General features: G+C 55.1%; 26 protein-coding genes and 1 riboswitch. Of the genes, 11 read left to right on the forward strand and 15 right to left on the reverse strand.

From position 1 onward, the window contains the following. Positions 1-65, forward strand: a 65-nt coding sequence (locus ACMWL8_RS23920) for a hypothetical protein (protein WP_233210447.1), incomplete at its 5' end; no start/stop codon positions are given. A 77-nt stretch (positions 66-142) separates the two neighbouring features. Here ACMWL8_RS23920 and ACMWL8_RS23925 read toward each other — a convergent pair. From ACMWL8_RS23925 to nudC, 6 genes are all read right to left on the reverse strand, one after another. After that, positions 143-835, reverse strand: a complete 693-nt coding sequence (locus ACMWL8_RS23925) for a DUF1481 domain-containing protein (protein WP_028015109.1) — start codon at positions 833-835, stop codon at positions 143-145. 11 nt (positions 836-846) lie between these two features. Next, positions 847-1,119, reverse strand: coding sequence for a nucleoid-associated protein HU-alpha (gene hupA, locus ACMWL8_RS23930; protein ID WP_002445246.1), 273 nt, complete (start codon positions 1,117-1,119; stop codon positions 847-849). A 186-nt stretch (positions 1,120-1,305) separates the two neighbouring features. Next, entirely contained in the window at positions 1,306-1,896 is a 591-nt protein-coding gene (locus ACMWL8_RS23935; RefSeq protein WP_022646712.1) for a YjaG family protein, read from the reverse strand. A gap of 41 nt (positions 1,897-1,937) precedes the next feature. Beyond that, a complete protein-coding gene (nfi, locus tag ACMWL8_RS23940) occupies positions 1,938-2,609 on the reverse strand; it encodes a deoxyribonuclease V (protein WP_010425928.1) in 672 nt (223 codons plus the stop codon). A 9-nt stretch (positions 2,610-2,618) separates the two neighbouring features. After that, complete coding sequence (hemE, locus tag ACMWL8_RS23945) at positions 2,619-3,683, reverse strand: uroporphyrinogen decarboxylase (protein ID WP_028015107.1); 1,065 nt, start codon at positions 3,681-3,683, stop codon at positions 2,619-2,621. Between the two features lie 38 nt (positions 3,684-3,721). Further along, positions 3,722-4,495, reverse strand: coding sequence for an NAD(+) diphosphatase (nudC, locus tag ACMWL8_RS23950; protein ID WP_045261299.1), 774 nt, complete (start codon positions 4,493-4,495; stop codon positions 3,722-3,724). A gap of 95 nt (positions 4,496-4,590) precedes the next feature. Here nudC and ACMWL8_RS23955 point away from each other — a divergent pair, with 95 nt between their 5' ends. The 10 genes from ACMWL8_RS23955 to ACMWL8_RS24000 all read left to right on the forward strand — a co-directional run bounded on the left by ACMWL8_RS23955 (position 4,591) and on the right by ACMWL8_RS24000 (position 13,341). Next, positions 4,591-5,088, forward strand: coding sequence for an Rsd/AlgQ family anti-sigma factor (locus ACMWL8_RS23955; RefSeq protein WP_028015105.1), 498 nt, complete (start codon positions 4,591-4,593; stop codon positions 5,086-5,088). Positions 5,089-5,142: 54 nt separating this feature from the next. After that, positions 5,143-5,252, forward strand: a riboswitch (TPP riboswitch). Between the two features lie 79 nt (positions 5,253-5,331). Then, positions 5,332-7,227 carry a phosphomethylpyrimidine synthase ThiC gene (thiC, locus tag ACMWL8_RS23960; RefSeq protein WP_041911590.1) on the forward strand — a complete coding sequence of 632 codons (1,896 nt, stop codon included), beginning with the start codon at positions 5,332-5,334 and terminating at the stop codon, positions 7,225-7,227. After that, positions 7,227-7,862, forward strand: a complete 636-nt coding sequence (gene thiE / locus ACMWL8_RS23965) for a thiamine phosphate synthase (RefSeq protein WP_045261300.1) — start codon at positions 7,227-7,229, stop codon at positions 7,860-7,862. The genes thiC and thiE overlap by 1 nt, the downstream gene beginning before the upstream one ends. After that, positions 7,855-8,610, forward strand: coding sequence for a HesA/MoeB/ThiF family protein (locus ACMWL8_RS23970; protein WP_045261301.1), 756 nt, complete (start codon positions 7,855-7,857; stop codon positions 8,608-8,610). Before thiE ends, ACMWL8_RS23970 begins: the two co-directional genes overlap by 8 nt. Further along, complete coding sequence (thiS, locus tag ACMWL8_RS23975; RefSeq protein WP_028015101.1) at positions 8,594-8,794, forward strand: sulfur carrier protein ThiS; 201 nt, start codon at positions 8,594-8,596, stop codon at positions 8,792-8,794. Before ACMWL8_RS23970 ends, thiS begins: the two co-directional genes overlap by 17 nt. 1 nt (position 8,795) lies before the next feature. Further along, positions 8,796-9,566 (forward strand): thiazole synthase, encoded by a 771-nt coding sequence (thiG, locus tag ACMWL8_RS23980; RefSeq protein WP_028015100.1) that lies wholly within the window; start codon positions 8,796-8,798, stop codon positions 9,564-9,566. Beyond that, on the forward strand, positions 9,563-10,690 hold the full coding sequence (gene thiH / locus ACMWL8_RS23985; protein WP_193032200.1) for a 2-iminoacetate synthase ThiH: 1,128 nt from the start codon (positions 9,563-9,565) through the stop codon (positions 10,688-10,690). Before thiG ends, thiH begins: the two co-directional genes overlap by 4 nt. A 337-nt stretch (positions 10,691-11,027) precedes the next feature. Next, entirely contained in the window at positions 11,028-12,569 is a 1,542-nt protein-coding gene (locus ACMWL8_RS23990) for a sensor domain-containing diguanylate cyclase (RefSeq protein WP_045261303.1), read from the forward strand. Positions 12,570-12,715: 146 nt separating this feature from the next. Then, on the forward strand, positions 12,716-13,024 hold the full coding sequence (locus tag ACMWL8_RS23995; protein ID WP_010425948.1) for a PTS sugar transporter subunit IIB: 309 nt from the start codon (positions 12,716-12,718) through the stop codon (positions 13,022-13,024). Beyond that, a complete protein-coding gene (locus tag ACMWL8_RS24000; RefSeq protein WP_008503455.1) occupies positions 13,024-13,341 on the forward strand; it encodes a PTS lactose/cellobiose transporter subunit IIA in 318 nt (105 codons plus the stop codon). Before ACMWL8_RS23995 ends, ACMWL8_RS24000 begins: the two co-directional genes overlap by 1 nt. A 58-nt stretch (positions 13,342-13,399) precedes the next feature. Here ACMWL8_RS24000 and rpoC read toward each other — a convergent pair whose 3' ends face one another. From rpoC to ACMWL8_RS24045, 9 genes are all read right to left on the reverse strand, one after another. Next, positions 13,400-17,623 carry a DNA-directed RNA polymerase subunit beta' gene (gene rpoC, locus ACMWL8_RS24005; RefSeq protein WP_028015097.1) on the reverse strand — a complete coding sequence of 1,408 codons (4,224 nt, stop codon included), beginning with the start codon at positions 17,621-17,623 and terminating at the stop codon, positions 13,400-13,402. Between the two features lie 76 nt (positions 17,624-17,699). Further along, positions 17,700-21,728 (reverse strand): DNA-directed RNA polymerase subunit beta, encoded by a 4,029-nt coding sequence (rpoB, locus tag ACMWL8_RS24010; RefSeq protein WP_015569976.1) that lies wholly within the window; start codon positions 21,726-21,728, stop codon positions 17,700-17,702. A 319-nt stretch (positions 21,729-22,047) separates the two neighbouring features. Further along, on the reverse strand, positions 22,048-22,413 hold the full coding sequence (gene rplL / locus ACMWL8_RS24015) for a 50S ribosomal protein L7/L12 (RefSeq protein WP_002445276.1): 366 nt from the start codon (positions 22,411-22,413) through the stop codon (positions 22,048-22,050). Between the two features lie 66 nt (positions 22,414-22,479). Then, positions 22,480-22,977, reverse strand: a complete 498-nt coding sequence (rplJ, locus tag ACMWL8_RS24020) for a 50S ribosomal protein L10 (protein ID WP_003862338.1) — start codon at positions 22,975-22,977, stop codon at positions 22,480-22,482. 289 nt (positions 22,978-23,266) lie between these two features. Further along, positions 23,267-23,971, reverse strand: coding sequence for a 50S ribosomal protein L1 (gene rplA / locus ACMWL8_RS24025; protein ID WP_006810530.1), 705 nt, complete (start codon positions 23,969-23,971; stop codon positions 23,267-23,269). A 3-nt stretch (positions 23,972-23,974) separates the two neighbouring features. Next, positions 23,975-24,403, reverse strand: a complete 429-nt coding sequence (gene rplK, locus ACMWL8_RS24030; protein ID WP_008503452.1) for a 50S ribosomal protein L11 — start codon at positions 24,401-24,403, stop codon at positions 23,975-23,977. Positions 24,404-24,559: 156 nt separating this feature from the next. Continuing rightward, a complete protein-coding gene (gene nusG / locus ACMWL8_RS24035; protein WP_003862341.1) occupies positions 24,560-25,105 on the reverse strand; it encodes a transcription termination/antitermination protein NusG in 546 nt (181 codons plus the stop codon). A 1-nt stretch (position 25,106) separates the two neighbouring features. Next, positions 25,107-25,490 (reverse strand): preprotein translocase subunit SecE, encoded by a 384-nt coding sequence (gene secE / locus ACMWL8_RS24040; RefSeq protein ID WP_003862342.1) that lies wholly within the window; start codon positions 25,488-25,490, stop codon positions 25,107-25,109. A 227-nt stretch (positions 25,491-25,717) separates the two neighbouring features. Beyond that, the coding region (locus tag ACMWL8_RS24045; protein WP_265349468.1) for an EF-Tu/IF-2/RF-3 family GTPase at positions 25,718-26,353 on the reverse strand (636 nt) is incomplete at its 5' end.

A 26,353-nucleotide genomic window follows, 5' to 3' on the forward strand; every position in this document is an offset into this window, starting at 1 on the left:
ACAGCACGAAAGTGGGGGTGATCGACCTGAAGAAAAAGTCGATCACCATGGGTAAAGGATGTTAAAAAGTGTTCACCATGTCCCCGAACACCTGTCTACCATGTCCCCGGACTGTACACCCTCAAGGGAGAGGGAACTTAAATCAAAAACTTTTCTCTGTCGGCTGCCAGGTGCAGAAGTCTTCGTTCGCCACCAGCAGCAGCTGAGAGCCTTCCGGCGCCTCAAGCCACGCCACGCTCACTTCCATAGACGAATGCCGCTGACGGCGCTGAATGTGTTCGGTTGCCCAGGATTCAAGCTCAGGCTTTACGGTCTGCCCTTCGCAGGTGGTCACCGTGCCATCGGCATGCCAGCGCCCCTGGCGCAGCACCACGCGGCCCTGACGCAGCGCGTCGCTGGTCTGACGGAGCTGTTCGGCGCGGTAGCGGTAAAGGGCGACCTGATCGCTGGAAAGCTGCTGTTTCAATCCGCTGACTTCATGCTGCATAAAGCTCAGCTCGCCGTGGTCGTCGAAACGCACCTTAACGTGTTCGGGGGTCTTGCTGTAGATGTTCAGTTCAATCAGCGATAGCGCATCGCCCTGCCAGCGGTACTCTGCGGTCGAGGTGTTGCCGTTATGCCACGGGCTGAACGCGGTAAGCATATGGACTTCATCGCTGGAATCTTTACGCCAGATCCTGACCGCGCCCTGGTTGTCAGCATAGCCGCTGGCGGTAAACGGGGGGAGTGAGGAATCATGGCTACAGGCAGACAGCAACAGTACGCCTGCCAGCGCGAGCGTTCCACGCCAGAATGACAAAAGGGGCGTTGCCGCCCCTTCGTTAAAACTGTTCACTGCCACGCGTCTTACTTAACTGCGTCTTTCAGTGCTTTACCAGAAACAAATGCCGGCACGTTAGCTGCGGCGATTTTGATTTCTTTACCGGTCTGCGGGTTGCGGCCAGTACGCTCAGCGCGGTGGTTCACTTTGAAGGTACCGAAACCAACCAGTTGTACAGCATCGCCTTCTTTCAGAGACTCAGTAATAGCAGCCAGGGTAGATTCCAGAGCAGCTTTAGCCTGCACTTTAGACAGATCAGCCTTGTCCGCAATTACATCAATCAGTTGAGTCTTGTTCATAAGTTATCCTTTCAATGTGTTTATCGCTTGCTAAGCATCGAGTGCGACGAAAATGCCAAAAAAGCACTCTCCTGCATACACGCACCGATAGCCACTTTTTTTCGCCCCCCAAATGTAGACCAGACGGGGGGCAGAAGGGAAGAGTCGAGGTGCGACAAAACAGGCGTTAAATCACGTTTTGTTGTCTCATTGGTTAAAAATTATACCAATATTGCTCTCGCCGGCCTCACGCAGGTCCGCGCGCAGCCCTTTGATCAGCTCAATATCACGCTCTTCACACTCTGCCAGCAGGCGGAAAATCTCCCACTGAATATCCCATTCCTGTTCAACCGCCGGGTTAGCACGCAGCTCTTCGTCGGTCATTTCACGGCCTTCCTGCGTCATTTCCAGCATCGCGACGGTCGTGATGGATGCCTTACTGACTTCAATGGCGTGCTCCAGCGTTTCACCGCTCAGACGGGAGTGGATCAGCTCGCTCAACGCCACGCAGGCGTCGATAGCCGGATAAACGCCGTACAGGTCGTAATCGTCCGCCGCCGGGATCGCCTCTTCCAGCTTTTCGAGCTGTGAATCGAAGTTCACCTTTGCGTCTTTCACCGTCAGCGTCTCCCAGATCAAATCCAGGATACGTCGATAAATCTGGCCTTCGCCAAACTCCGTTTGCTTACAGAACGCGGCATAGTTGGGATACATGCGCTCGCACAGGCAAGCCATAAACGTCACGTGCTGCCAGCTTTCCAGCTTCTCAAGGCGCAGATGAATCGGGTTTTGTAACATGATGATGTCTCGAATCGAAAATTAGCCGCAGTTTACCTGAATCACGGCTGAATTTCCTGCCAACGAATGAATGCCGGACGTGAAGAGGCAACGGCGTCAGCCCAGCGGGTTGGCTCCGGTAACCGGTAGCCCTTCATGCAGCGCTGCACCCACGCCAGCGCGCTGTCCATGCTCACCCGATGCCCGGTGGCGATAAACAGCGGATTACAGCGCGCTTTACTGCGCCAGACCCACGCCAGCTGCTCGCCTTTATGGATAAGCGGCGCCAGCGCGCCCGGTTCGGCAGAAAGCGGCTCAAACGCGCCGCACAGGCGTTTTTTCGCCACGCCGATGGTTGGCACGTCCACCAGCAGACCAAAGTGGCTGGCGACGCCTAAGCGACGCGGATGGGAGATACCGTGCCCGTCAACAAACAGGAGGTCAGGTTTTTGCGAGAGTTGCTCCCACGCGGCCAGCAGCGCGGGGTATTCGCGGAAGGAGAGAAAGCCGGGAATATAGGGCATGGTGGTGGCGATACGCGCCACCTTGTACTCCACCAGCTCCAGCGACGGGTATTTCAGCACCACCATCGCCGCCCGCGTCACTTCACCGCCCTGCTCAAACCCGACGTCCGCCCCGCCAATGTACTGCGGGGGATCCTTATCCAGACGATCCTCGCGGATCACCGATGAAGCCAGTTCGATTTGCTGAGCGCGTAGCGACGCGAGATCCATAACCACTCCTTACTTGTGATACTGGGCAGAAAGCCGATGCACCGCCTCCACAAATACGCCTGCGTGTTCAGGCGGCACATCCTGATGAATGCCGTGGCCGAGGTTAAAGACGTGGCCTTCACCCTGGCCGAAACCAGACAGTATAGTCGACACTTCCTCTTCGATGCGGGCAGGCTGAGCATAGAGCATGGACGGGTCCATGTTGCCCTGCAGCGCCACTTTGTCACCCACGCGGCGGCGGGCATCGGCAATATCGGTGGTCCAGTCGAGGCCCAGCGCGTCGCAGCCGGTTGCCGCCATCGCTTCCAGCCACTGGCCGCCACCTTTGGTGAACAGCGTCACCGGCACGCGGCGACCGTCGTTTTCACGCAGCAGGCCATCGACGATTTTGTGCATGTAGTACAGGGAGAACTGCTGATAATCACGTCCGGTCAGCACGCCGCCCCAGGTGTCGAAAATCATCACCGATTGCGCGCCCGCTTTAATCTGCGCGTTGAGGTAGAGCGTAACGCTCTTCGCCAGCTTGTCGAGCAGCGCATGCAGCGCCAGCGGTTCGGCGTACATCATCTTTTTAATCATGGTGAAGGCTTTGCTGCTGCCGCCTTCAACCATGTAGGTGGCCAGCGTCCACGGGCTGCCGGAGAACCCAATCAGCGGCACTTCGCCTTTCAGCTCGCGGCGAATGGTGCGCACGGCGTTCATCACGTAGCCCAGTTCGCCTTCCGGATCGGGGATCGGCAGCTTATCGACGTCGGCTTTGCTTTTGATCGGCGAGGTAAAGCGCGGGCCCTCGCCGGTTTCGAAATAGAGCCCCAGGCCCATCGCGTCCGGAATGGTAAGAATGTCCGAAAAGAGAATGGCGGCATCCAGCGGGAAGCGGCGCAGCGGCTGGAGCGTCACCTCACAGGCCAGCTCGGCGTTTTTGCACAGCGACATAAAATCGCCCGCCTGCGCGCGCGTGGCTTTGTACTCTGGCAGATAGCGTCCCGCCTGGCGCATCATCCACACCGGGGTGACATCAACGGGCTGGCGCAGCAGCGCACGCAGATAACGATCGTTCTTCAGTTCGGTCATTTTGCAGTTCCTTATTGCGTCAGTCCGTCAGTGTAACACTACTCATACTCGGCCCGACAGATTGCCACGGTATCTTCTATCAGGCGACGCGCCACCGTTCCCGGAGGGGGTAACAGCGGTAAATTGTCGTAGCGGTACCAGTTCGCCTCCAGCAGCTCTTTCTGGTCGATAACAATCTCGCCGCTGTCATATTCCGCCATAAACGCGGTCATCAGAGACATCGGGAACGGCCACGGCTGGGAGGTCACGTAGCGCAGGTTCTTCACCTTGATGCTGCTCTCCTCCATCACCTCGCGCGCCACCGCCTGCTCCAGCGTTTCGCCGACTTCGACGAACCCGGCAAGGACGGTATGAATGCCGTTGCGATGACGGGTATGTTGCGCCAGCAGGATGGAATCATCACGGCGGATGGCAACGATGATGCACGGCGCGATTTGCGGGTAGTAGCGTTCACGGCAGTGGCCGCAGAGCAGCGCCCATTCGGTTTTGCTTGGATGCATGGTGTGGCCGCAGTAACCGCAATATTTGTGCGAACGGTAAAACTCCGCCAGCTGCACGCCCCGCCCCGCCAGCTGGAACAGGCCGACGTCCAGATCTAACACCTGACGTACGGATCCCATATCCTGACGGCGCGACTGTTGGATCAACCACACGGGATCGCCCTGCCACTCGCCGATCTTCAGCGCGGGCTGGCCCACCAGATCGAACGTTTCCGCGGCACCGTAGGGCAACTCTCCTGAGGGCAGCCATAATTTTTGTTCGTGGCTGACGATCCACCAACCCAGATCTGATTTTTCAATAATACGATCCATATCTATTGCACTACCTTCGCTTCACTGACATGTTGTTAGCATTGTGGTTACATTTTGGATAAGCAGATCCCATTCTAAACCTTATGGAGTCGACCATGTTAAACCAGCTGGAAAGCCTGACTGAGCGCGTTGGAGGAAGTAACACCCTGGTGGATCGCTGGCTACATGTGCGCAAGCATCTCCTTGTGGCGTATTACAATCTGGTCGGTCTTAAGCCTGGCAAAGAATCCTTTATGCGGCTGAACGAAAAAGCGCTGGATGATTTTTGTCAGAGCCTGGTCGACTACCTCTCCGACGGCCATTTCAACATTTATGAACGCATTATCCGCGAAATGGAAGGGACAACGCCGTATTTAGCGGCCAGCAAACTCTGTCCGCAGCTGGAAGCCAATACCCAGCAGATCATGGACTATTACGATTCCACGCTCGAGAACGCCATCGATCACGATAACTATCTTGAGTTCCAGCAGGCGCTGTCCGACCTGGGCGAAGCGCTGGAAGAGCGATTCACGCTGGAAGATAAGCTCATCGCCCTCGTACTGGATAACAACCTGAATATCAGCAGCAGCGATAACGTTGCGCGCCCTGCTTGAGTTCTTAACTGTTAACGAGTAATTTACAACCAGTCGCCCCTCTGCGGAGGGGGATTTTTCTTGTCGGAGTGCCCAGTGTGTAAGCACGGGCTGAGACCGTTAATTCGGGATCCGCGGAACCTGATCAGGTTAATACCTGCGAAGGGAACAAGAGTCACGCTGCTGTTGTATCGCCCCTGGGGCGATCTCCTCTTGCTTCATCCGTCGTCTGACAAGCCATGTCCTTCACTTTTGGAATGAGCTATGTCTACAACAAAACTGACCCGCCGCGAACAGCGTGCACAGGCCCAACACTTCATCGACACCCTGGAAGGCACCGCTTTCCCGAACTCGAAACGCATCTACATCACCGGTTCACAGGCCGATATCCGCGTGCCGATGCGCGAAATCCAGCTCAGCCCGACGCTTATCGGCGGCAGCAAAGAGAACCCCCAGTATGAAGACAACGAAGCCGTGCCGGTATACGACACCTCCGGCCCGTACGGCGATCCTGATGTTGCTATCAACGTGCAGCAAGGTCTGGCAAAGCTGCGCCAGCCGTGGATTGAGGCGCGTAACGACTGCGAAGAACTGAGCGTACGCAGTTCTGCGTACACCAAAGAACGCCTGGCCGACGACGGCCTGGACGAGCTGCGCTTTACCGGCCTGCTGACGCCAAAACGCGCCAGAGCGGGCAAGTGCGTCACCCAGCTGCACTACGCGCGCCAGGGTATCGTCACGCCGGAGATGGAGTTCATCGCCATCCGCGAAAACATGGGCCGCGAGCGCATCCGCAGCGAAATATTGCGCCACCAGCATCCGGGTGAAGGCTTTGGCGCTCGCCTGCCGGAGAACATCACGCCGGAGTTTGTGCGTGACGAAGTGGCCGCCGGGCGCGCGATTATCCCCGCCAACATCAACCACCCGGAATCGGAGCCGATGATTATCGGCCGCAACTTCCTGGTGAAGGTCAACGCCAACATCGGCAACTCTGCCGTCACCTCGTCCATCGAAGAAGAGGTGGAAAAGCTGGTCTGGTCCACGCGCTGGGGCGCGGACACGGTGATGGACCTCTCCACTGGCCGTTACATCCACGAAACCCGCGAGTGGATCCTGCGTAACAGCCCGGTGCCGATTGGTACCGTCCCGATTTACCAGGCGCTGGAGAAGGTCAACGGCATTGCTGAAAACCTCACCTGGGAAGCGTTCCGCGACACGCTGCTGGAGCAGGCGGAACAGGGCGTGGACTACTTCACCATCCACGCGGGCGTGCTGCTGCGCTACGTACCGATGACGGCGAAACGTCTGACCGGCATCGTCTCGCGGGGTGGCTCCATCATGGCGAAGTGGTGCCTGTCCCATCATCAGGAAAACTTCCTCTACGAGCACTTCCGCGAGATCTGCGAAATCTGCGCCGCGTACGACGTCTCCCTGTCGCTGGGCGACGGCCTGCGTCCGGGCTCCATCCGCGATGCCAACGACGAAGCGCAGTTTGCCGAGCTGCACACCCTGGGCGAGCTGACCAAAATCGCCTGGGAGTATGACGTGCAGGTGATGATTGAAGGCCCGGGCCACGTGCCGATGCAGATGATACGCCGCAACATGACCGAGGAGCTGGAGCACTGCCACGAAGCGCCGTTCTACACTCTGGGGCCATTGACCACAGATATCGCACCGGGCTACGACCACTTCACCTCCGGGATTGGCGCGGCGATGATCGGCTGGTTTGGCTGCGCCATGCTCTGCTACGTGACGCCGAAAGAGCATCTCGGCCTGCCCAACAAAGAGGACGTAAAGCAGGGACTGATTACCTATAAAATTGCCGCCCACGCGGCGGATCTGGCGAAAGGCCATCCGGGCGCGCAAATCCGCGATAACGCAATGTCCAAAGCGCGCTTTGAATTCCGCTGGGAAGACCAGTTCAACCTGGCGCTGGATCCGTTCACCGCCCGCGCCTATCACGACGAAACCCTGCCCCAGGAGTCGGGCAAGGTGGCGCACTTCTGTTCCATGTGCGGGCCAAAATTCTGCTCGATGAAAATCAGCCAGGAGGTGCGGGATTACGCCGCCGCACAGACCATTGAAGTCGGTATGGCGGACATGTCGGAAACCTTCCGCGCCAGAGGCGGCGAAATTTACCTCAAAAAAGAGGAGGCGTAATGTACAAGCCCGATTTCCCCTCCGTGCCCTTTCGCTTAGGGCTTTACCCGGTGGTGGACAGCGTGGAGTGGATCGAACGCCTGCTGGAGGCCGGCGTTCGCACCCTCCAGCTGCGCATCAAAGATAAGCGTGATGAAGAGGTGGAGGCCGACGTCGTCGCCGCCATCGCGCTGGGGCATCGCTACACTGCTCGCCTGTTTATCAACGACTACTGGCGGCTGGCCGTTAAGCACCGGGCGTACGGCGTGCATTTGGGCCAGGAGGATCTGGAAACCACCGATCTGAACGCCATTCGCCAGGCTGGCCTGCGCCTTGGCGTTTCAACACACGATGATATGGAAATCGACGTGGCGCTGGCGGCCCGCCCCTCCTACATCGCCCTCGGTCACGTTTTTCCGACGCAAACCAAGCAGATGCCTTCTGCCCCGCAGGGTCTGACGCAGCTGACGGCGCACGTTAAGCGCCTTGCCGATTACCCGACCGTCGCCATCGGTGGAATCAGCCTTGAACGCGCCCCGGCGGTGCTGGAGACCGGCGTCGGCAGTATCGCCGTCGTCAGCGCTATCACCCAGGCGGCAGACTGGCGGTCCGCCACCGCGCAGCTTTTACAGCTGGCAGGAGCGGGCGATGAATGACCGCGATTTTATGCGCTACAGCCGCCAGATCCTGCTGGAGGATATTGCAATTGACGGGCAGCAAAAGCTGCTCGCCAGCCGGGTACTGATTGTCGGCCTGGGCGGATTAGGCGCGCCCGCCGCGCTGTATCTGGCTGGTGCGGGCGTGGGCACGCTGGTGCTGGCCGATGACGACGAGGTGCACCTCAGCAACCTGCAACGGCAAATCCTCTTCACGACTGAAGATGTTAACCAGCCTAAAGCGCAGATCACCCGGCAGCGGCTTCACCAGCTTAATCCGGATATCGAACTGATTGCGCTCCAGACGCGGCTTGGCGGAGACGAGCTGCAACGTGAAGTTGCCCTTGCCGACGCGGTGCTGGACTGCACGGACAACATGGCGACGCGCCAGGCAATTAACGCCGCCTGCGTGGCAACGAATACGCCGCTTATCACCGCCAGCGCGGTGGGGTTTGGCGGGCAGATGATGGTCCTGACCCCGCCGTGGGCGCAGGGCTGCTACCGCTGCCTGTGGCCGGACGAGGCTGAACCGGAGCGTAACTGCCGCACGGCAGGCATTCTTGGCCCGGTGGTGGGCGTGATGGGTACCCTTCAGGCACTGGAGGCTATCAAGCTGCTCAGCGGCATGGAGACGGAACGCAACACGCTCCGGCTGTTCGACGCCCGCTCCAGCGGCTGGCGCCATCTGGCACTACACCGCGCCAGCCACTGCCCGGTATGCGGAGGCCACGATGCGCATTCTGTTTAACGATGAGCCGATGACGTGCGACGACGGTCTCACCGTTGCCGCCCTGCTCGACAAATTGCGCCAGCTTAAGCCGGGAACGGCGCTGGCGCTCAATCAACAGATCCTGCCGCGCGAGCAGTGGGAACTTCAGCAGGTCAATGAAGGCGACCAGATCCTGCTGTTTCAGGTTATCGCTGGGGGCTGAGATGTTACGTATTGCTGATAAAGTCTTTGATTCACATCTGTTTACCGGAACCGGCAAATTCGCCTCGCCGCAGCTGATGGTGGATGCTATTCGTGAAAGTGGCAGCCAGCTGGTGACGCTGGCGATGAAGCGCGTGGATCTGCGCCAGCACAACGATGCCATACTTGCGCCGCTACTGGAGGCAGGCGTGACGCTCTTACCAAACACTTCCGGAGCGAAAACGGCCGAGGAGGCGATTTTCGCCGCACAGCTGGCGCGGGAAGCGCTCGGCACCCGCTGGCTGAAGCTGGAAATTCACCCGGATGCCCGCTGGCTGCTGCCCGACCCGATCGAGACCCTGAAAGCCGCAGAAAAGCTGGTGCAGCAGGGGTTTACCGTTCTGCCTTACTGCGGCGCGGATCCCGTGCTGTGTAAGCGTCTGGAAGAGGTCGGCTGCGCCGCCGTCATGCCGCTGGGGGCGCCCATTGGCTCCAATCAGGGGCTGGAAACCCGCGCGATGCTGGAGATCATCATCGAGCAGGCGACCGTGCCGGTGGTGGTGGATGCGGGGATCGGCGTGCCCAGCCATGCCGCGCAGGCGCTGGAAATGGGGGCCGACGCGGTGCTGGTGAATACCGCCATTGCGGTGGCCGACGACCCGGTCATGATGGCGCGTGCGTTTCGTCTCGCCGTGGAGGCTGGCGTGCTGGCCAGAGAGTCCGGCCCCGGCTCGCGCAGTTTTCAGGCACAGGCCACCAGCCCGCTTACCGGCTTTCTGGAGGCGCTCTCATGAGCACGTTTACCGAGCGCTGGCGCGAGCTTAACTGGGACGATATAGCCCTGCGCATCAACAGCAAAACGGCGGCTGACGTGGAGCGCGCGCTGCACGCCCGTCAGCTGACCCGCGAGGATCTGATGGCCCTGCTCTCCCCGGCGGCCAGCGCCTACCTTGAACCGATGGCGCAGCGAGCGCAGCGGCTCACCCGCCAGCGTTTTGGCAACACGGTGAGCTTCTACGTGCCACTCTATCTCTCCAACCTGTGCGCCAATGACTGCACCTACTGCGGCTTCTCCATGAGCAACCGCATCAAGCGGAAAACGCTCGATGAAGGTGAGATTGCCCGCGAGTGTGCGGCCATTCGTGAAATGGGTTTTGAGCATCTTCTTCTGGTCACGGGCGAGCATCAGGGGAAAGTGGGAATGGACTATTTCCGCCAGCATCTGCCTGCGATACGTCGGGAGTTTGCGTCGTTGCAGATGGAGGTTCAGCCCCTGTCGCAGGACGAGTATGCGGAGTTAAAAACGCTCGGGCTGGACGGTGTAATGGTCTATCAGGAAACCTACCACGAGGCGACGTACGCGCGGCATCACCTGAAAGGGAAGAAGCAGGATTTTTTCTTCCGGCTGGAAACGCCGGACAGGCTGGGCCGCGCCGGGATCGACAAAATCGGGCTGGGTGCGCTAATTGGGCTTTCCGACAGCTGGCGGGTAGATTGCTACATGGTGGCAGAACATCTCCTGTGGCTGCAACAGCACTACTGGCAGACCCGATACTCCATCTCCTTCCCACGCCTGCGCCCCTGCGCAGGCGGCATTGAACCGGCTTCGCTGATGGATGAACGCCAGCTGGTGCAAACCATCTGCGCGTTTCGCCTGCTCGCCCCGGAAGTGGAGTTATCGCTCTCAACGCGTGAATCCCCGGCGTTTCGCGATCGCGTCATCCCGCTGGCGATTAACAACGTCAGCGCGTTTTCCAAAACGCAGCCGGGCGGGTATGCAGACGATCATCCGGAGCTGGAGCAGTTTGCACCGCATGACGGACGGCGTCCGGAAGCCGTTGCCGCCGCCCTGACGGCACAGGGTTTACAGCCTGTCTGGAAAGACTGGGACAGCTGGCTGGGAAGAGCCTCGCAATGACGATGTAACGCACTGCAACACGGTAGAAAATTATCGAGGCGTTACGGAAAGGTAAAACCGGATGATTGTCAGCGCTCGTCCGGTTTTTTATTTTCATCAGGTCAGCAACGGACGCTGACCAGGGCGAAAAGCTTCTTCCTCGTTTCGCCCTGCCTCCGATTCCGTGCATAAGAGGGGCGCAAAAGTATGGATAAGGAATTTCTTAGTGATTCTTAAGATAAATCATCTCGCCTGAAATCGTGTTCCGTATAATTCACCGCTAACCGCAGGACAGCGACTATGCTGAGAGGATATCGGCAGACGAAAAATATTCACCATCAGGATCGATGTACAACTCATGGCACTTTACAGCAAAAAGCTCTCTTTCACCCGACCAATTATGCTCAGCTTCGCGGGGATTCTGTGCAGTTTTGCGCTGATCGCGGTCGTGGTAACCCTTTCACAACGAAAGGATTTCCTTGAGGACTATCATAAGATTAATGGCAATTTCACCCATAACCTTGCGGTGAACTACACCGAGTCAATCCTGCGTGAAAACGACTATATCCTGGGCCGCTCCGCGATGTACTTTGCACGCGATGACAGGCTAAACGAGACCCTCAACGTCAACCCGACGCAAGGCCTGCAGATGATGATGCATTTGCAAAACCTGATGCCGACCGTGTCATCCATCTCGCTGGCAGACACGCAGGGACATTATCTGCGCGCCCCGGAAGTGCTCCAGACGGAAAAGAGTAAAACCTTCGATCCCCGGACGCGTCCGTGGTTTGTCGCCCATGCTGAAGCCAGTATATTCAGCCACTACACCCGTCCCTATATGGACTACTTCAACGGTCATCCGACGGTCACACTCTATAAACCGTTAATTTCACCAGAAGGTCGACTTAAAGGTACGATTGCGTTTCATCTCGACTTAACGTCAATGGGCTACACCCTGCGTCAGATGGTCGCCCCTGTTCAGGGGGAATTCTTCGTCGTAGAACGCGATGGCGCCGTCGTGCTGCACCCTGATACCGGCGCGCTTTTCAAACAGTACGTCAGCGAAGCGCTGATGGATAAAATGACCAGCGGCGAAGGCCACCTTTACGATAAGAAAACCGACGCCTGGTATTACTACTACTCATTTACCAATCCGGACTGGTTTGTCATCTACAGGGTCTCTGGCGCAACGCTTACCGATATCACCCGACACGAAACGACGATCGTAGGCTGGGGTTTCGCGCTGGCGGCCATCATTATCATTCTCTTCGGCCTCTATCTGCGTCATGCCTCGCGTACCGTGTTGATGACCATTATCAATGCGATCAAAACGGGCGATGTGAGCCAGGCGCCGCGTCTGGAAGCGATGCTGAGCCGCACCATTCAGTCCAATAAAGAGCGTGAGATGGCGTATGTTCGTCAGGCAACTCACGATGCGCTGACCGGCTGCAAAAACCGCCGTGCGTTCGATAACGATGTGGAGGAATTATTAAATGCCCACCAGCCTTTCGCGATGGCGCTGGTTGATATTGATAACTTCAAGTCAATTAACGACACGTGGGGACACCTGAGCGGCGACATTGTCCTGCGTAACGTGGCGCGCGAAGGGATCCAGATAATGCAGCCCCACCACGTCTCGGTCTATCGCTACGGTGGTGAAGAGTTCGCGGTAATTTTCCAGGCCGAGCAGATCGCTGCCGCATTTTCATTGCTTGACGCATGGCGCACCGCCGTTGAAAGACGCGTATGGCGGGAAGAAAATCTGCACGTCACGTTCAGCGCGGGTCTGGGTGAATGGCATTTCGAACCGCTGGAACAATTTGTAGGTAGCGTTGATAACGCGCTCTACAGTGCTAAAAAGCAGGGAAAAAACCGTATAGTTCGCACTGCCGTCGGCTGACTTTCTCTCTTACTCGAAGAATTGTAACCGGTTTCAGAAAAATGCCGCTTTCTTTGTGATGCCTGACACACAATCGCGGTAAAGCGGTTGTTGAAGCTCTCTGCGCAGGATAATTATCAATAAACACATGTAGATCGAGGCTGATTATGAAGAACATCGTTTTATGCTGTGCAGCGGGAATGTCAACCAGCATGCTGGTTCAACGTATGAAAGATGCCGCGCAGAAAAAAGGGGTTGAAGTCACCATTAAAGCCGTTCCGGTTGCGGAGTTTAAAGACAATATCGCGACGGCCGACATCGTATTGCTGGGGCCACAGGTCAAATACGAGCAGGCTAAACTGCAGGCACAGGCCGACCCTCTGGGCAAAAAGGTCGCGGTGATCGACATGATGGATTACGGCATGATGAAAGGCGATGCCGTACTGGAAAAAGCGCTTAAACTGCTGGAGTCATAATGGAAGACTTAGAAACCACAATCATGGAACTGCTGGTCAACGCCGGTGCGGCCCGCAGTGCGGCCCTGACGGCTCTGCAGATGGCGCGTAAAGGTGAGTTTGACGAAGCTGAAAAAGCGATGGAAGAATCCCGCGAATATGTGAAGCACGCGCATACGATCCAGACGCAGCTTATTGGACTTGACGAAGGGACCGGGAAACTGCCTGTTAACTTGATCACCGTTCATTCTCAGGACCACCTGATGAACGCGATGGTTATTCAGGATCTGGCGGGCGATATGATTGAGCTTTATCGACGCATCCCGCTAGTGAATTGAAGAAATGCAGATATAAAAAAACCCGCCGAGGCGGGTTTTTTATTTACGGCATCAACGATTACTCGTTGTCGGAACCGCCCAGACCTGCGTTCAGCAGTTCTGCCAGGCTCGCGGATGCATCTTCAGCAGTAACCTGCGGTGCTGCTGGCAGTTCGCCCGCTGCGCGACGACGCATACGATCCTGATGGTACGCATAACCGGTACCGGCAGGGATCAGACGACCCACGATAACGTTCTCTTTCAGACCGCGCAGTTCATCACGTTTACCTGCAACAGCGGCTTCGGTCAGGACACGAGTCGTTTCCTGGAACGATGCTGCGGAGATGAAGGACTCGGTTGCCAGAGACGCTTTGGTGATACCCAGCAGATCGCGTGCGAAGGTCGCACCGATTTTGCCGTTCGCTTCCAGATCGCGGTTAGCGATCTTAACGCGTGAGTATTCAACCTGCTCGCCTTCCAGGAAGTCGGAGCTGCCCGCGTTTTCGATGGTTGCTTTACGCAGCATCTGACGAACGATAACTTCGATGTGCTTATCGTTAATCTTAACGCCCTGCAGGCGGTATACGTCCTGTACTTCGTTAACAATGTAACGAGTAACAGCATGCACACCACGCAGACGCAGGATGTCGTGCGGCGCTTCTGGACCGTCGGAAACCACGTCACCACGTTCTACACGTTCGCCTTCGAACACGTTGAGCTGACGCCACTTAGGAATCATCTCTTCGTACGGCTCGCTGCCATCTACTGGGGTGATAACCAGACGGCGCTTACCTTTAGTCTCTTTACCGAAGGAGATGATCCCGCTGATTTCAGCCAGGATTGCAGGCTCTTTCGGACGACGTGCTTCGAACAGGTCCGCAACGCGTGGCAGACCACCGGTGATGTCCTTGGTACCGCCGGATTCCTGAGGAATACGCGCCAGGGTGTCACCAGAGCTGATCTGTACGCCATCTTCCAGCTGTACAATCGCTTTACCCGGCAGGAAGTACTGCGCAGGCATATCGGTACCCGGGATCAGAACGTCGTTACCCTGCGCATCAACGATTTTCAGTGCAGGACGCAGATCTTTACCGCCGGTAGTACGTTCAGCAGAATCCAGAACCACCAGAGAAGACAGACCGGTCAGCTCGTCGGTCTGACGAGTAATGGTCTGGCCGTCGATCATGTCAGTAAAGCGGATGAAACCACTTACTTCGGTGATAACCGGCATGGTGTGTGGATCCCAGTTTGCAACGGTTTCACCGCCGGCAACCTGCTCGCCATCACCTTTCGCCATAACCGCACCGTAAGGCACTTTATAGCTCTCTTTGGTACGACCGAATTCGTCGATCAGCTTCAGCTCGGTGTTACGAGAGGTCACAACCAGCTTGCCTGCGGAGTTAACAACAGACTTCGCGTTGCTGAGCTTGATGCTACCTTTGTTTTTCACCTGAATGCTGGATTCAGCAGCCGCACGAGATGCCGCACCACCGATGTGGAACGTACGCATCGTCAGCTGTGTACCCGGCTCACCGATGGACTGTGCTGCGATAACGCCGATGGCTTCACCTTTGTTGATGATGTGGCCACGCGCCAGGTCACGACCGTAGCAGTGCGCACACACACCAAAGTCGGTGTCACAGGATACAACGGAACGCACTTTCACAGAGTCAACAGAGTTCGCTTCCAGCAGGTCACACCACTGTTCGTGCAGCAGCGTATTGCGTGGAACCAGAATGTCTGCGGTGCCCGGCTTCAGAATGTCTTCCGCGGTCACACGACCCAGTACGCGATCGCGCAGCGGCTCTTTAACATCACCACCCTCGATAACCGGGGTCATGGTGATACCTTCGAGGGTGCCACAATCGTCTTCGGTCACAACCAAATCCTGCGCAACGTCAACCAGACGACGCGTCAGATAACCGGAGTTCGCTGTCTTCAGTGCGGTATCCGCCAGACCTTTACGCGCACCGTGCGTGGAGATGAAGTACTGGAGTACGTTCAGACCTTCACGGAAGTTCGCGGTGATTGGCGTTTCGATGATGGAGCCATCTGGCTTCGCCATCAGACCACGCATACCTGCCAGCTGACGAATCTGTGCTGCAGAACCACGCGCACCGGAGTCGGCCATCATGTAGATGCTGTTGAAGGAAACCTGCTGCTCTTCGACGCCGTCACGGTTAATCACGGTTTCGGTTTGCAGGTTATCCATCATCGCTTTGGATACACGATCGTTCGCCGCTGCCCAGATATCGATAACTTTGTTGTAGCGTTCGCCCGCGGTTACCAGACCAGACTGGAACTGCTCCTGGATCTCAGCAACTTCAGCTTCCGCTTCAGAGATGATCTCGTGTTTCTTCTCTGGGATGACCATGTCATCGATACCAACAGATGCACCTGAACGCGCTGCATAAGCAAAGCCGGTGTACATAGTCTGGTCAGCGAAGATAACGGTCGGCTTCAGACCCAGAATGCGGTAACAGGTGTTCAGCATTTTGGAGATCGCTTTCTTGCCCAGCGCCTGGTTGACGATGGAGAAAGGCAGACCTTTCGGTACGATCATCCACAGAATGGCACGGCCAATGGTCGTGTCTTTCAGGCTGGTCTTCGCAACGAATTCGCCGTTTGCATCTTTTTCGTATTCGGTGATACGCACTTTAACGCGCGCATGCAGAGAGGCCAGGCCAGCGCGATAAATACGCTCAGCTTCTTTAGGGCCAGTCAGCACCATGCCTTCGCCTTTGGCGTTAACACAGTCACGGGTCATGTAGTACAGACCCAATACAACGTCCTGAGAAGGAACGATAATTGGTTCACCGTTCGCTGGAGACAGGATGTTGTTGGTAGACATCATCAGCGCACGCGCTTCGAGCTGGGCTTCCAGCGTCAGCGGTACGTGAACAGCCATCTGGTCACCATCGAAGTCGGCGTTATAGGCCGCACAAACCAGCGGGTGCAGCTGGATAGCTTTACCTTCGATCAGAACTGGCTCAAATGCCTGGATACCCAGACGGTGCAGGGTTGGTGCACGGTTCAGCAGTACCGGGTGTTCGCGGATAACTTCGTCCAGGATATCCCAAACGACAGCTTCTTCACGCTCAACCATTTTCTTAGCGGCTTTGATGGTGGTGGCCAGGCCACGCAGCTCCAGCTTGCCGTAGATGAACGGTTTGAACAGCTCCAGTGCCATTTTCTTCGGCAGACCGCACTGATGCAGACGCAGGTATGGACCTACGGTGATTACAGAACGACCGGAGTAGTCAACACGCTTACCGAGCAGGTTCTGACGGAAACGACCCTGCTTACCTTTGATCATGTCGGCCAAAGATTTCAGAGGACGCTTGTTAGAACCGGTGATCGCACGACCGCGACGACCGTTATCCAGCAGGGCATCTACCGCTTCCTGCAGCATACGTTTTTCGTTGCGTACGATGATGTCCGGCGCAGCCAGATCCAGCAGACGTTTCAGACGGTTGTTACGGTTGATAACGCGACGATACAGATCGTTCAGATCGGACGTTGCGAAACGACCACCATCCAGCGGAACCAGCGGACGCAGATCTGGCGGCAGAACCGGCAGAACGGTCAGGATCATCCACTCTGGTTTGTTACCAGACTGAACGAACGCTTCCAGCAGTTTGATACGCTTGGTCAGCTTTTTACGCTTGGTTTCGGAGTTGGTTTCGTTCAGCTCTTCACGCAGCTGCTCGCACTCCTGCTCCAGATCCATGCTCTTCAGCAGGGCCTGAATAGCTTCCGCACCCATCTTCGCGTCGAATTCGTCACCGAACTCTTCCAGCGCGTCCAGATACTGCTCTTCAGTCAGGATCTGGTGACGTTCCAGGTTCGTCATCCCGCCTTCGATAACTACATAAGATTCGAAGTACAGAACACGTTCGATATCGCGCAGCGGCATATCCAGCAGCAGACCGATACGGGACGGCAGAGATTTCAGGAACCAGATGTGAGCAGTTGGAGACGCCAGCTCGATGTGGCCCATACGCTCACGGCGTACTTTAGTCTGGGTCACTTCAACGCCGCACTTCTCACAGATCACACCGCGGTGTTTCAGGCGCTTGTACTTACCGCACAGGCACTCGTAGTCTTTTACTGGCCCGAAAATACGCGCACAGAAAAGGCCGTCACGCTCAGGTTTGAACGTACGGTAGTTGATGGTTTCCGGCTTTTTAACTTCACCGAAAGACCATGAACGGATCATGTCTGGCGAAGCCAGAGCAATTTTGATCGCATCAAACTCTTCGGTTTTAGTCTGCGCTTTCAGAAACTTTAATAAATCTTTCACGGATTTGCTCCCGTCGGAGTTAGCACAATCCGGTGCCGGGGGTTAACCCGGCACCAGTGACCTGTTTGAGCGAGAATTACTCGTCTTCCAGTTCGATGTTGATACCCAGCGAACGAATCTCTTTCAACAGTACGTTGAAGGATTCTGGCATGCCTGGTTCCATCTGATGGTTGCCGTCCACGATGTTTTTATACATCTTGGTACGACCGTTCACGTCATCAGACTTAACGGTGAGCATTTCCTGCAGGGTGTATGCCGCGCCGTATGCTTCCAGCGCCCACACTTCCATCTCCCCGAAGCGCTGACCACCGAACTGTGCCTTACCACCCAGCGGCTGCTGAGTAACCAGGCTGTAAGAACCGGTAGAACGAGCGTGCATCTTGTCGTCGACCAGGTGGTTCAGTTTCAGCATGTACATGTAACCTACGGTTACTGGACGCTCAAACTGTTCACCGGTACGGCCGTCAAACAGCGTAATCTGACCAGACGTTGGCAGACCACCCAGTTGCAGCAGCTCTTTAATTTCAGCTTCTTTTGCACCGTCGAATACCGGCGTTGCAATTGGCATACCTTTGCGCAGGTTCTCTGCCAGACGCAGCACTTCTTCATCGCTGAAGGTGTTCAGGTCGACTTTCTGACGCACGTCGGTACCCAGATCGTAGGCACGCTGGATGAATTCGCGCAGTTTCGCGACTTCCTGCTGCTGTTTCAGCATGGCGTTGATCTTGTCGCCGATACCTTTCGCAGCCATACCCAGGTGGGTTTCCAGGATCTGACCAATGTTCATACGAGACGGTACGCCCAGTGGGTTCAGTACGATATCTACCGGCGTACCGTTAGCATCGTGCGGCATATCTTCGATCGGGTTGATCTTAGAGATAACACCCTTGTTACCGTGACGACCTGCCATCTTATCACCAGGCTGGATCTGACGTTTAACAGCCAGATACACCTTAACAATCTTCAGCACGCCTGGTGCCAGATCGTCGCCCTGAGTGATTTTGCGGCGTTTCGCTTCGAGTTTTTTCTCGAACTCGTGTTTCAGTTCGTCATACTGCTCAGCCAGCTGTTCCAGCTGATTTTGTTTCTCTTCGTCGGTCAGGCCGAGTTCCAGCCAGCGATCGCGTGGCAGTTTGTCGAGCTTCTCAGCTTCAACGCCACCGGCAACCAGCACCGCATAGATACGGCTGAACAGACCTGCTTCGAGGATCTGCAGTTCTTCAGACAGGTCTTTCTTAGCCTGTTTGAGCTGCATCTCTTCGATTTCCAGCGCACGCTTATCTTTCTCAACGCCATCACGAGTGAAGACCTGAACGTCGATAACCGTACCGGAAACACCGTTTGGTACGCGCAGAGAAGAGTCTTTAACGTCAGACGCTTTCTCACCGAAGATAGCACGCAGCAGTTTCTCTTCTGGGGTCAGCTGGGTTTCACCTTTCGGCGTCACCTTACCTACCAGAATGTCGCCGCCGGTCACTTCCGCACCGATGTAAACAATACCGGATTCATCCAGCTTGGAGAGCGCAGCTTCACCCACGTTAGGGATGTCGGCAGTGATCTCTTCTGGCCCCAGCTTGGTGTCACGGGACACACAGGCCAGTTCCTGAATGTGGATGGTGGTGAAACGATCTTCCTGAACCACACGCTCGGATACGAGGATGGAGTCTTCGAAGTTGTAACCGTTCCACGGCATGAACGCTACGCGCATGTTCTGACCGAGCGCCAGTTCACCGAGGTCAGTGGACGGACCGTCTGCCAGCACGTCGCCGCGCTCAACTGGCTCACCCAGAGATACGCAAGGCATCTGGTTGATACAGGTGTTCTGGTTAGAACGGGTGTATTTGGTCAGGTTGTAGATGTCGATACCCGCTTCGCCCGGATACATCTCGTCTTCGTTAACTTTGATAACGATACGGGATGCGTCAACGTACTGAACGGTACCGCCACGCTTAGCAACTGCAGTAACACCGGAGTCAACGGCAACAGCACGTTCCATACCGGTACCAACCAGCGGCTTATCAGCACGCAGAGTTGGAACGGCCTGACGTTGCATGTTCGCACCCATCAATGCACGGTTGGCGTCATCGTGTTCCAGGAACGGGATCAGGGACGCACCGACGGATACCACCTGCTGGGTGGATACGTCCATGTAGTCAACCTGGTCGCGGCTGAACAAGCTGGATTCGCCTTTGCTACGGCAGGTAACCAGATCTTCTACAAAGTGGCCTTCGTCATCCAGGTTGGAGTTCGCCTGAGCGATAACGTAGTTGCCTTCTTCGATAGCAGACAGGTAATGAATTTCGTCGGTAACCACACCGTCGGTCACTTTACGATACGGGGTCTCAAGGAAACCGTATTCGTTTGTCTGTGCGTACACGGACAGGGAGTTGATCAGACCGATGTTTGGACCTTCAGGCGTTTCGATTGGACATACGCGACCGTAGTGAGTCGGGTGTACGTCTCGAACCTCAAAGCCTGCACGTTCACGGGTCAGACCGCCTGGGCCGAGTGCAGAGATACGACGTTTGTGCGTGATCTCAGACAGCGGGTTGTTCTGGTCCATGAACTGAGACAGCTGGCTGGAACCAAAGAACTCTTTCACTGCTGCAGAAATCGGCTTGGCGTTGATCATATCCTGAGGCATCAGGGTATCCAGATCGCCCAGAGACAGACGCTCTTTCACCGCACGCTCTACACGTACCAGGCCAACGCGGAACTGGTTTTCCGCCATTTCGCCTACGGAACGGATACGACGGTTGCCGAGGTGGTCGATATCGTCCACTTCGCCTTTACCGTTACGGATATCGATGAGCTTCTTCATCACTTCGATGATGTCGTCTTTGCTCAGGATACCGGAACCTTCGATCTCGTCGCGCAGCAGAGAACGGTTGAACTTCATACGACCTACCGCGGACAGATCGTAGCGGTCTTCGGAAAAGAACAGGTTCTCGAACAGGCTTTCAGCCGCTTCGCGAGTTGGTGGCTCACCAGGGCGCATCATGCGGTAGATTTCTACCAGCGCGCTCAGACGATCGTTGGTTGGGTCGACGCGTACAGTCTCAGAGATGTACGGACCGTGGTCCAGATCGTTGGTGAACAGCGTTTCGATACGTTTGTGGCCAGACTGGCTCAGCTTAGCCAGCAGATCCAGGCTCAGCTCCATGTTCGCCGGGCAGATCAGCTCGCCAGTTGATTCATCAACGTAATCTTTCGCGGCTACTTTTCCTGCAATGTATTCAACCGGAACTTCGATGTGTTTGATATCATCTTTTTCCAGCTGGCGGATGTGGCGCGCGGTGATACGGCGACCTTTTTCCACATACACTTTGCCGTCGGCTTCGATGTCGAACGACGCGGTCTCACCACGCAGACGTTCCGGCACCAGCTCCATCTGCAGCTTGTTGTCGCGGATTTCAAAGATCACTTTCTCAAAGAACAGGTCCAGGATCTGCTCAGTGGTATAGTTCAGTGCACGCAGAATGATGGTTGCAGGCAGTTTACGACGACGGTCGATACGGACAAACAGGTTGTCTTTTGGATCGAACTCGAAGTCCAGCCATGAACCACGGTAAGGAATGATGCGTGCGTTATACAGTACTTTACCGGAAGAGTGTGTTTTACCTTTATCGCTGTCGAAGAAGACGCCCGGGCTACGATGCAGCTGGGAAACGATAACACGCTCAGTACCGTTGATAACGAAAGTACCGTTGTCCGTCATGAGTGGAATCTCACCCATGTAGACTTCTTGTTCTTTAATGTCTTTTACGGTGCCTTCCGGCGCTTCGCGCTCGTAGATCACCAGACGCAGTTTTACGCGCAGCGGTGCGGAATAGGTCACGCCACGGATCTGACATTCCTGAACGTCAAACACCGGTTCGCCAAGGCGGTAGCTGACGTACTGCAGCTCGGAGTTACCGCTGTAGCTCTGAATCGGGAACACGGAACGGAAGGCTGCTTCCAGACCGTACTGCCCTTCAGGATCTTGCTCGATAAACTTCTGGAACGAGTCAAGCTGGATAGAAAGGAGATATGGAATGTCCAGAACTTGTGGACGTTTACCAAAATCCTTACGAATACGTTTTTTCTCGGTATAGGAGTAAACCATAGGGTTCCTCAGCTCGCTGACAAGTCGACCCATCTGTCCGACGAAGGGACAGTTTGTGCAACACCATTTTGTGGACCGGAAAATTGAATACTTTCCGCAATACCTGTTGCTATCACGCTTAAACCATTTCATTGCGATTTACACAGAGCGAGCACCCTGTCGCAGTATATTAAGTCGTCGATAGAAACAAGCATTGTCAGGACAATCAGCAGTCAAACAGTGTGAAATGCTACTGATGCCTTACAGCGCAAAAAGGCTGGTGACTAAAAAGTCACCAGCCATCAGCCTAATTGCTTAGGCTGCAACCAGAAAAGTTGGCTTATTTAACTTCAACTTCAGCGCCAGCTTCTTCCAGAGATTTTTTCAGTGCTTCTGCGTCGTCTTTGCTCACGCCTTCTTTCAGCGCAGCTGGAGCAGATTCTACCAGGTCTTTAGCTTCTTTCAGACCCAGGCCAGTTGCGCCACGTACTGCTTTGATAACAGCAACTTTGTTCGCGCCAGCAGCTTTCAGAATTACGTCGAATTCAGTTTTTTCTTCAGCAGCTTCAGCTGGGCCAGCAGCTACAGCTACAGCAGCAGCAGCAGAAACACCGAATTTTTCTTCCATTGCAGATACCAGCTCTACAACGTCCATTACGGACATAGCTGCAACTGCTTCAATGATTTGATCTTTAGTGATAGACATTTAAATTGTTCCTGAAAATCAGAATAAGTTTATACGTAAGCAAATGCTTTATAAAGATAACTGCGATTAAGCAGCTTCTTTCGCATCGCGTACAGCAGCCAGAGTGCGAACCAGTTTGCCAGCCGCAGCTTCTTTCATGGTTGCCATCAGGCGTGCAATTGCTTCTTCGTAGGTCGGCAGGGTTGCCAGGCGATCGATTTGCGATGCCGGGATCAACTCACCTTCAAAGGCTGCAGCTTTGACCTCAAATTTTGCATTCGCTTTCGCGAACTCTTTGAACAGACGAGCAGCAGCGCCCGGGTGTTCCATAGAGTATGCAATCAGGGTCGGACCAACAAACGTGTCTTTCAGGCACTCGAACTGAGTACCTTCAACTACGCGACGCAGCAGGGTGTTACGAACAACACGCATGTATACGCCAGCTTCACGACCTGCTTTACGCAGTTCAGTCATTTTGTCTACAGTAACGCCACGGGAATCCGCAACTACTGCAGACAGCGCGCCTTTGGCTACTTCGCTGACTTCAGCAACAATCGCTTGTTTGTCTTGAAGATTTAAAGCCATTAGCTTTGCTCCTGGATGTTTGCCGGAACTCATGTTCCGGAACTCACTTCACTCAACCCAACGGGAAGAGCGTCTTAATACGGTGAGCAGAAACAAGCCAGAGTATTAAAAATAATCTTAGCGTTCTGTCACCGTCTACGCAGGGGATTAAGTTTCTTGCGAAACACCTGCGGTCTTCGACGGAGGCCTGGATAGGCCAGGCTCCAACGAACAAATCTTTTAGCCGCTAACTTTCGTTAGCAAACGTGGGGGTAAGATTGTAGACAAAATCACCGCCCACGTAAAGGCATTAGTTTGCAGCAGCGCTCAGGCCAGCCTGGTCAACTGCAACACCTGCACCCATGGTGGTGGAGATGCTAACTTTCTTGATGTACACGCCTTTCGCCTGAGTTGGTTTAGCTTTTTTCAGCGCAACCAGCAGAGCTTCCAGGTTTTCTTTCAGTTTGTCAGCGTCAAAGTCCACTTTACCGATGGTGGTGTGGATGATGCCGTTTTTGTCGTTACGATAACGAACCTGACCTGCTTTAGCGTTCTTAACCGCTTCAGCAACGTTAGGGGTTACAGTACCTACTTTCGGGTTTGGCATCAGGCCGCGTGGACCCAGAACCTGGCCCAGCTGGCCAACAACGCGCATTGCATCTGGAGAAGCAATAACAACGTCAAAGTTCATTTCGCCTTTCTTGATCTGATCAGCCAGATCTTCCATACCTACCAGTTCAGCGCCGGCAGCTTTAGCAGCTTCAGCGTTTGCACCCTGAGCAAATACAGCTACGCGAACGGAACGGCCAGTACCGTGTGGCAGTACAGTTGCGCCACGAACGTTCTGATCGGATTTACGAGCATCGATGCCCAGGTTAACGGCAACGTCAACGCTTTCAACGAACTTAGCAGTCGCCAGTTCTTTCAGCAGAGCAATAGCTTCGTTGATGTCGTACTGTTTGGTCGCATCAACTTTGTCACGGATCACGGACATGCGCTTGGTCAGTTTAGCCATTTCTTAGTCCTCCACTACCAGGCCCATGGAACGTGCAGTACCTTCGATGGAGCGAGTCATCGCTTCAATGTCGGCACCAGTCATGTCGGCAGCTTTGGTCTGCGCGATTTCCTGCAGCTGAGCGCGGGAAATTTTACCCACTTTGTCTTTGTTCGGTTTACCGGAACCAGACTTGATACCAGCCGCTTTCTTCAGCAGAACTGCTGCTGGAGGGGTTTTGGTAACGAAAGTGAAAGAACGGTCAGCGTAAACAGTGATTACGACTGGGATTGGCAGACCTTTTTCCAGGGATTCAGTTTTTGCGTTGAACGCTTTACAGAATTCCATGATGTTCACACCCTGCTGACCCAGAGCTGGACCAACTGGTGGACTTGGGTTCGCCATACCAGCTGCAACCTGCAGCTTGACGTAGGCTTGTACTTTCTTAGCCATTCTAAAATCCTCTGATTGGGTAATAGCGCCTCAGGGAGGCTCCCCGTGAATAAAATTCGTTTTACGGGCCGTAACCCATAAAAACAAAAGGCGCGAAATTGTATTCCAATCTCGCGCCTTGTGCAACGATTAAATCGTCGCTTTTTTGATCGCTGCTTAGGCTTTTTCTACCTGGGCAAAGTCCAGCTCTACCGGGGTCGCACGACCGAAGATAGAAACAGAAACTTTCAGGCGGGACTTCTCATAGTCCACTTCTTCAACCACGCCATTAAAGTCAGCAAACGGACCGTCATTAACACGAACCATTTCACCCGGTTCAAACAGCGTTTTCGGACGCGGCTTATCACCCACCTGCTGCAGGCGGTTCATAATCGCATCAACTTCTTTGTCGCTGATTGGCGCCGGACGGTCAGACGTGCCGCCGATAAAGCCCATCACACGCGGCACGCTGCGCACCAGGTGCCAGCTCGCGTCGTTCATAACCATCTGAACCAGCACGTAACCCGGGAAGAATTTGCGCTCGCTTTTGCGACGCTGGCCGCCACGGATCTCAACCACTTCTTCGGTCGGAACCATAACTTCGCCAAACAACTCTTCCATGTTGTGTAATTTGATATGCTCACGCAGCGACGTTGCTACGCGGCCTTCAAAACCGGAAAACGCCTGAACGACGTACCAGCGCTTTTTAGGGGCTTCAGACATCTCAGAACCTCAGGCCAGTGATAAAGGATACCAGGCGAACCAGAATACCATCCAGTCCCCACAGGATCAGTGACATTACAGCGGTAACCGCCGCTACGATCAGCGTGGTGTGCAATGTTTCCTGGCGAGTCGGCCAAATGACCTTGCGGACTTCGGTACGCGCTTCGCGGGCAAACGCAACGGTCGCTTTGCCTTTTGTCGTCAACAGCGCGACACCACCCGCCGCAGCAATCAGAATTACCACTGCAAGCGCGCGTAGCGGCAGCATCATGTCACGATAAAGATAGTTGCCGACAATCGCCACAATCAGCAGCACGGCTACAACTACCCATTTCATCGCTTCCAGGCCGCGCCCGCTCCCTTGAGCTTCGGTATTCGCACTCATAAACCAACCTGTCAGAAGTATTCTACAAACATTTTCACCCCGCGAGTGCGAGGCAAACCAATCGAAATGCTATTCGCTTTTCGTATTATACGCTCTCCGCAGAGCCTGTCTCAGCAATGATTATGACAAAATTAATCACTGATGAGCCAGGTTCTGATGTGAAAGCGTGCAAAAAGGGCATCAAATGATGCCCTTTTATTGCGCATTGCGTCAAATGTTATCAGCGATTAGCCGAGAACTTTAGCAACAACGCCCGCGCCAACGGTACGGCCGCCTTCACGGATTGCGAAACGCAGACCGTCGTCCATCGCGATTGGGTGGATCAGAGTCACAACCATCTTGATGTTGTCGCCTGGCATTACCATCTCTACGCCTTCTGGCAGTTCGATGGTACCGGTCACGTCAGTTGTACGGAAGTAGAACTGTGGACGGTAGCCTTTGAAGAACGGAGTATGACGGCCGCCTTCGTCTTTGGACAGAATGTACACTTCAGATTCGAACTTGGTGTGTGGCTTGATTGAGCCTGGCTTCGCCAGAACCTGACCACGTTCGATTTCTTCACGTTTGATACCACGCAGCAGAACACCAACGTTCTCACCAGCACGGCCTTCGTCCAGCAGTTTGCGGAACATTTCAACGCCAGTACAGGTAGACTTCGCAGTCTCTTTGATACCAACGATTTCAACTTCTTCACCAACTTTGATGATACCGCGCTCTACACGACCGGTAACAACGGTACCACGACCGGAGATGGAGAATACGTCTTCGATTGGCAGCAGGAATGGCTTGTCAATCGCACGCTCTGGTTCTGGGATGTAAGAATCCAGGAAGCCAGCCAGTTCGATGATTTTCGCTTCCCACTC

The sequence above is a fragment of the Enterobacter sp. 04-C-12-SI-ECC genome (assembly GCF_047530715.1).
Classification (GTDB): domain Bacteria; phylum Pseudomonadota; class Gammaproteobacteria; order Enterobacterales; family Enterobacteriaceae; genus Enterobacter; species Enterobacter bugandensis.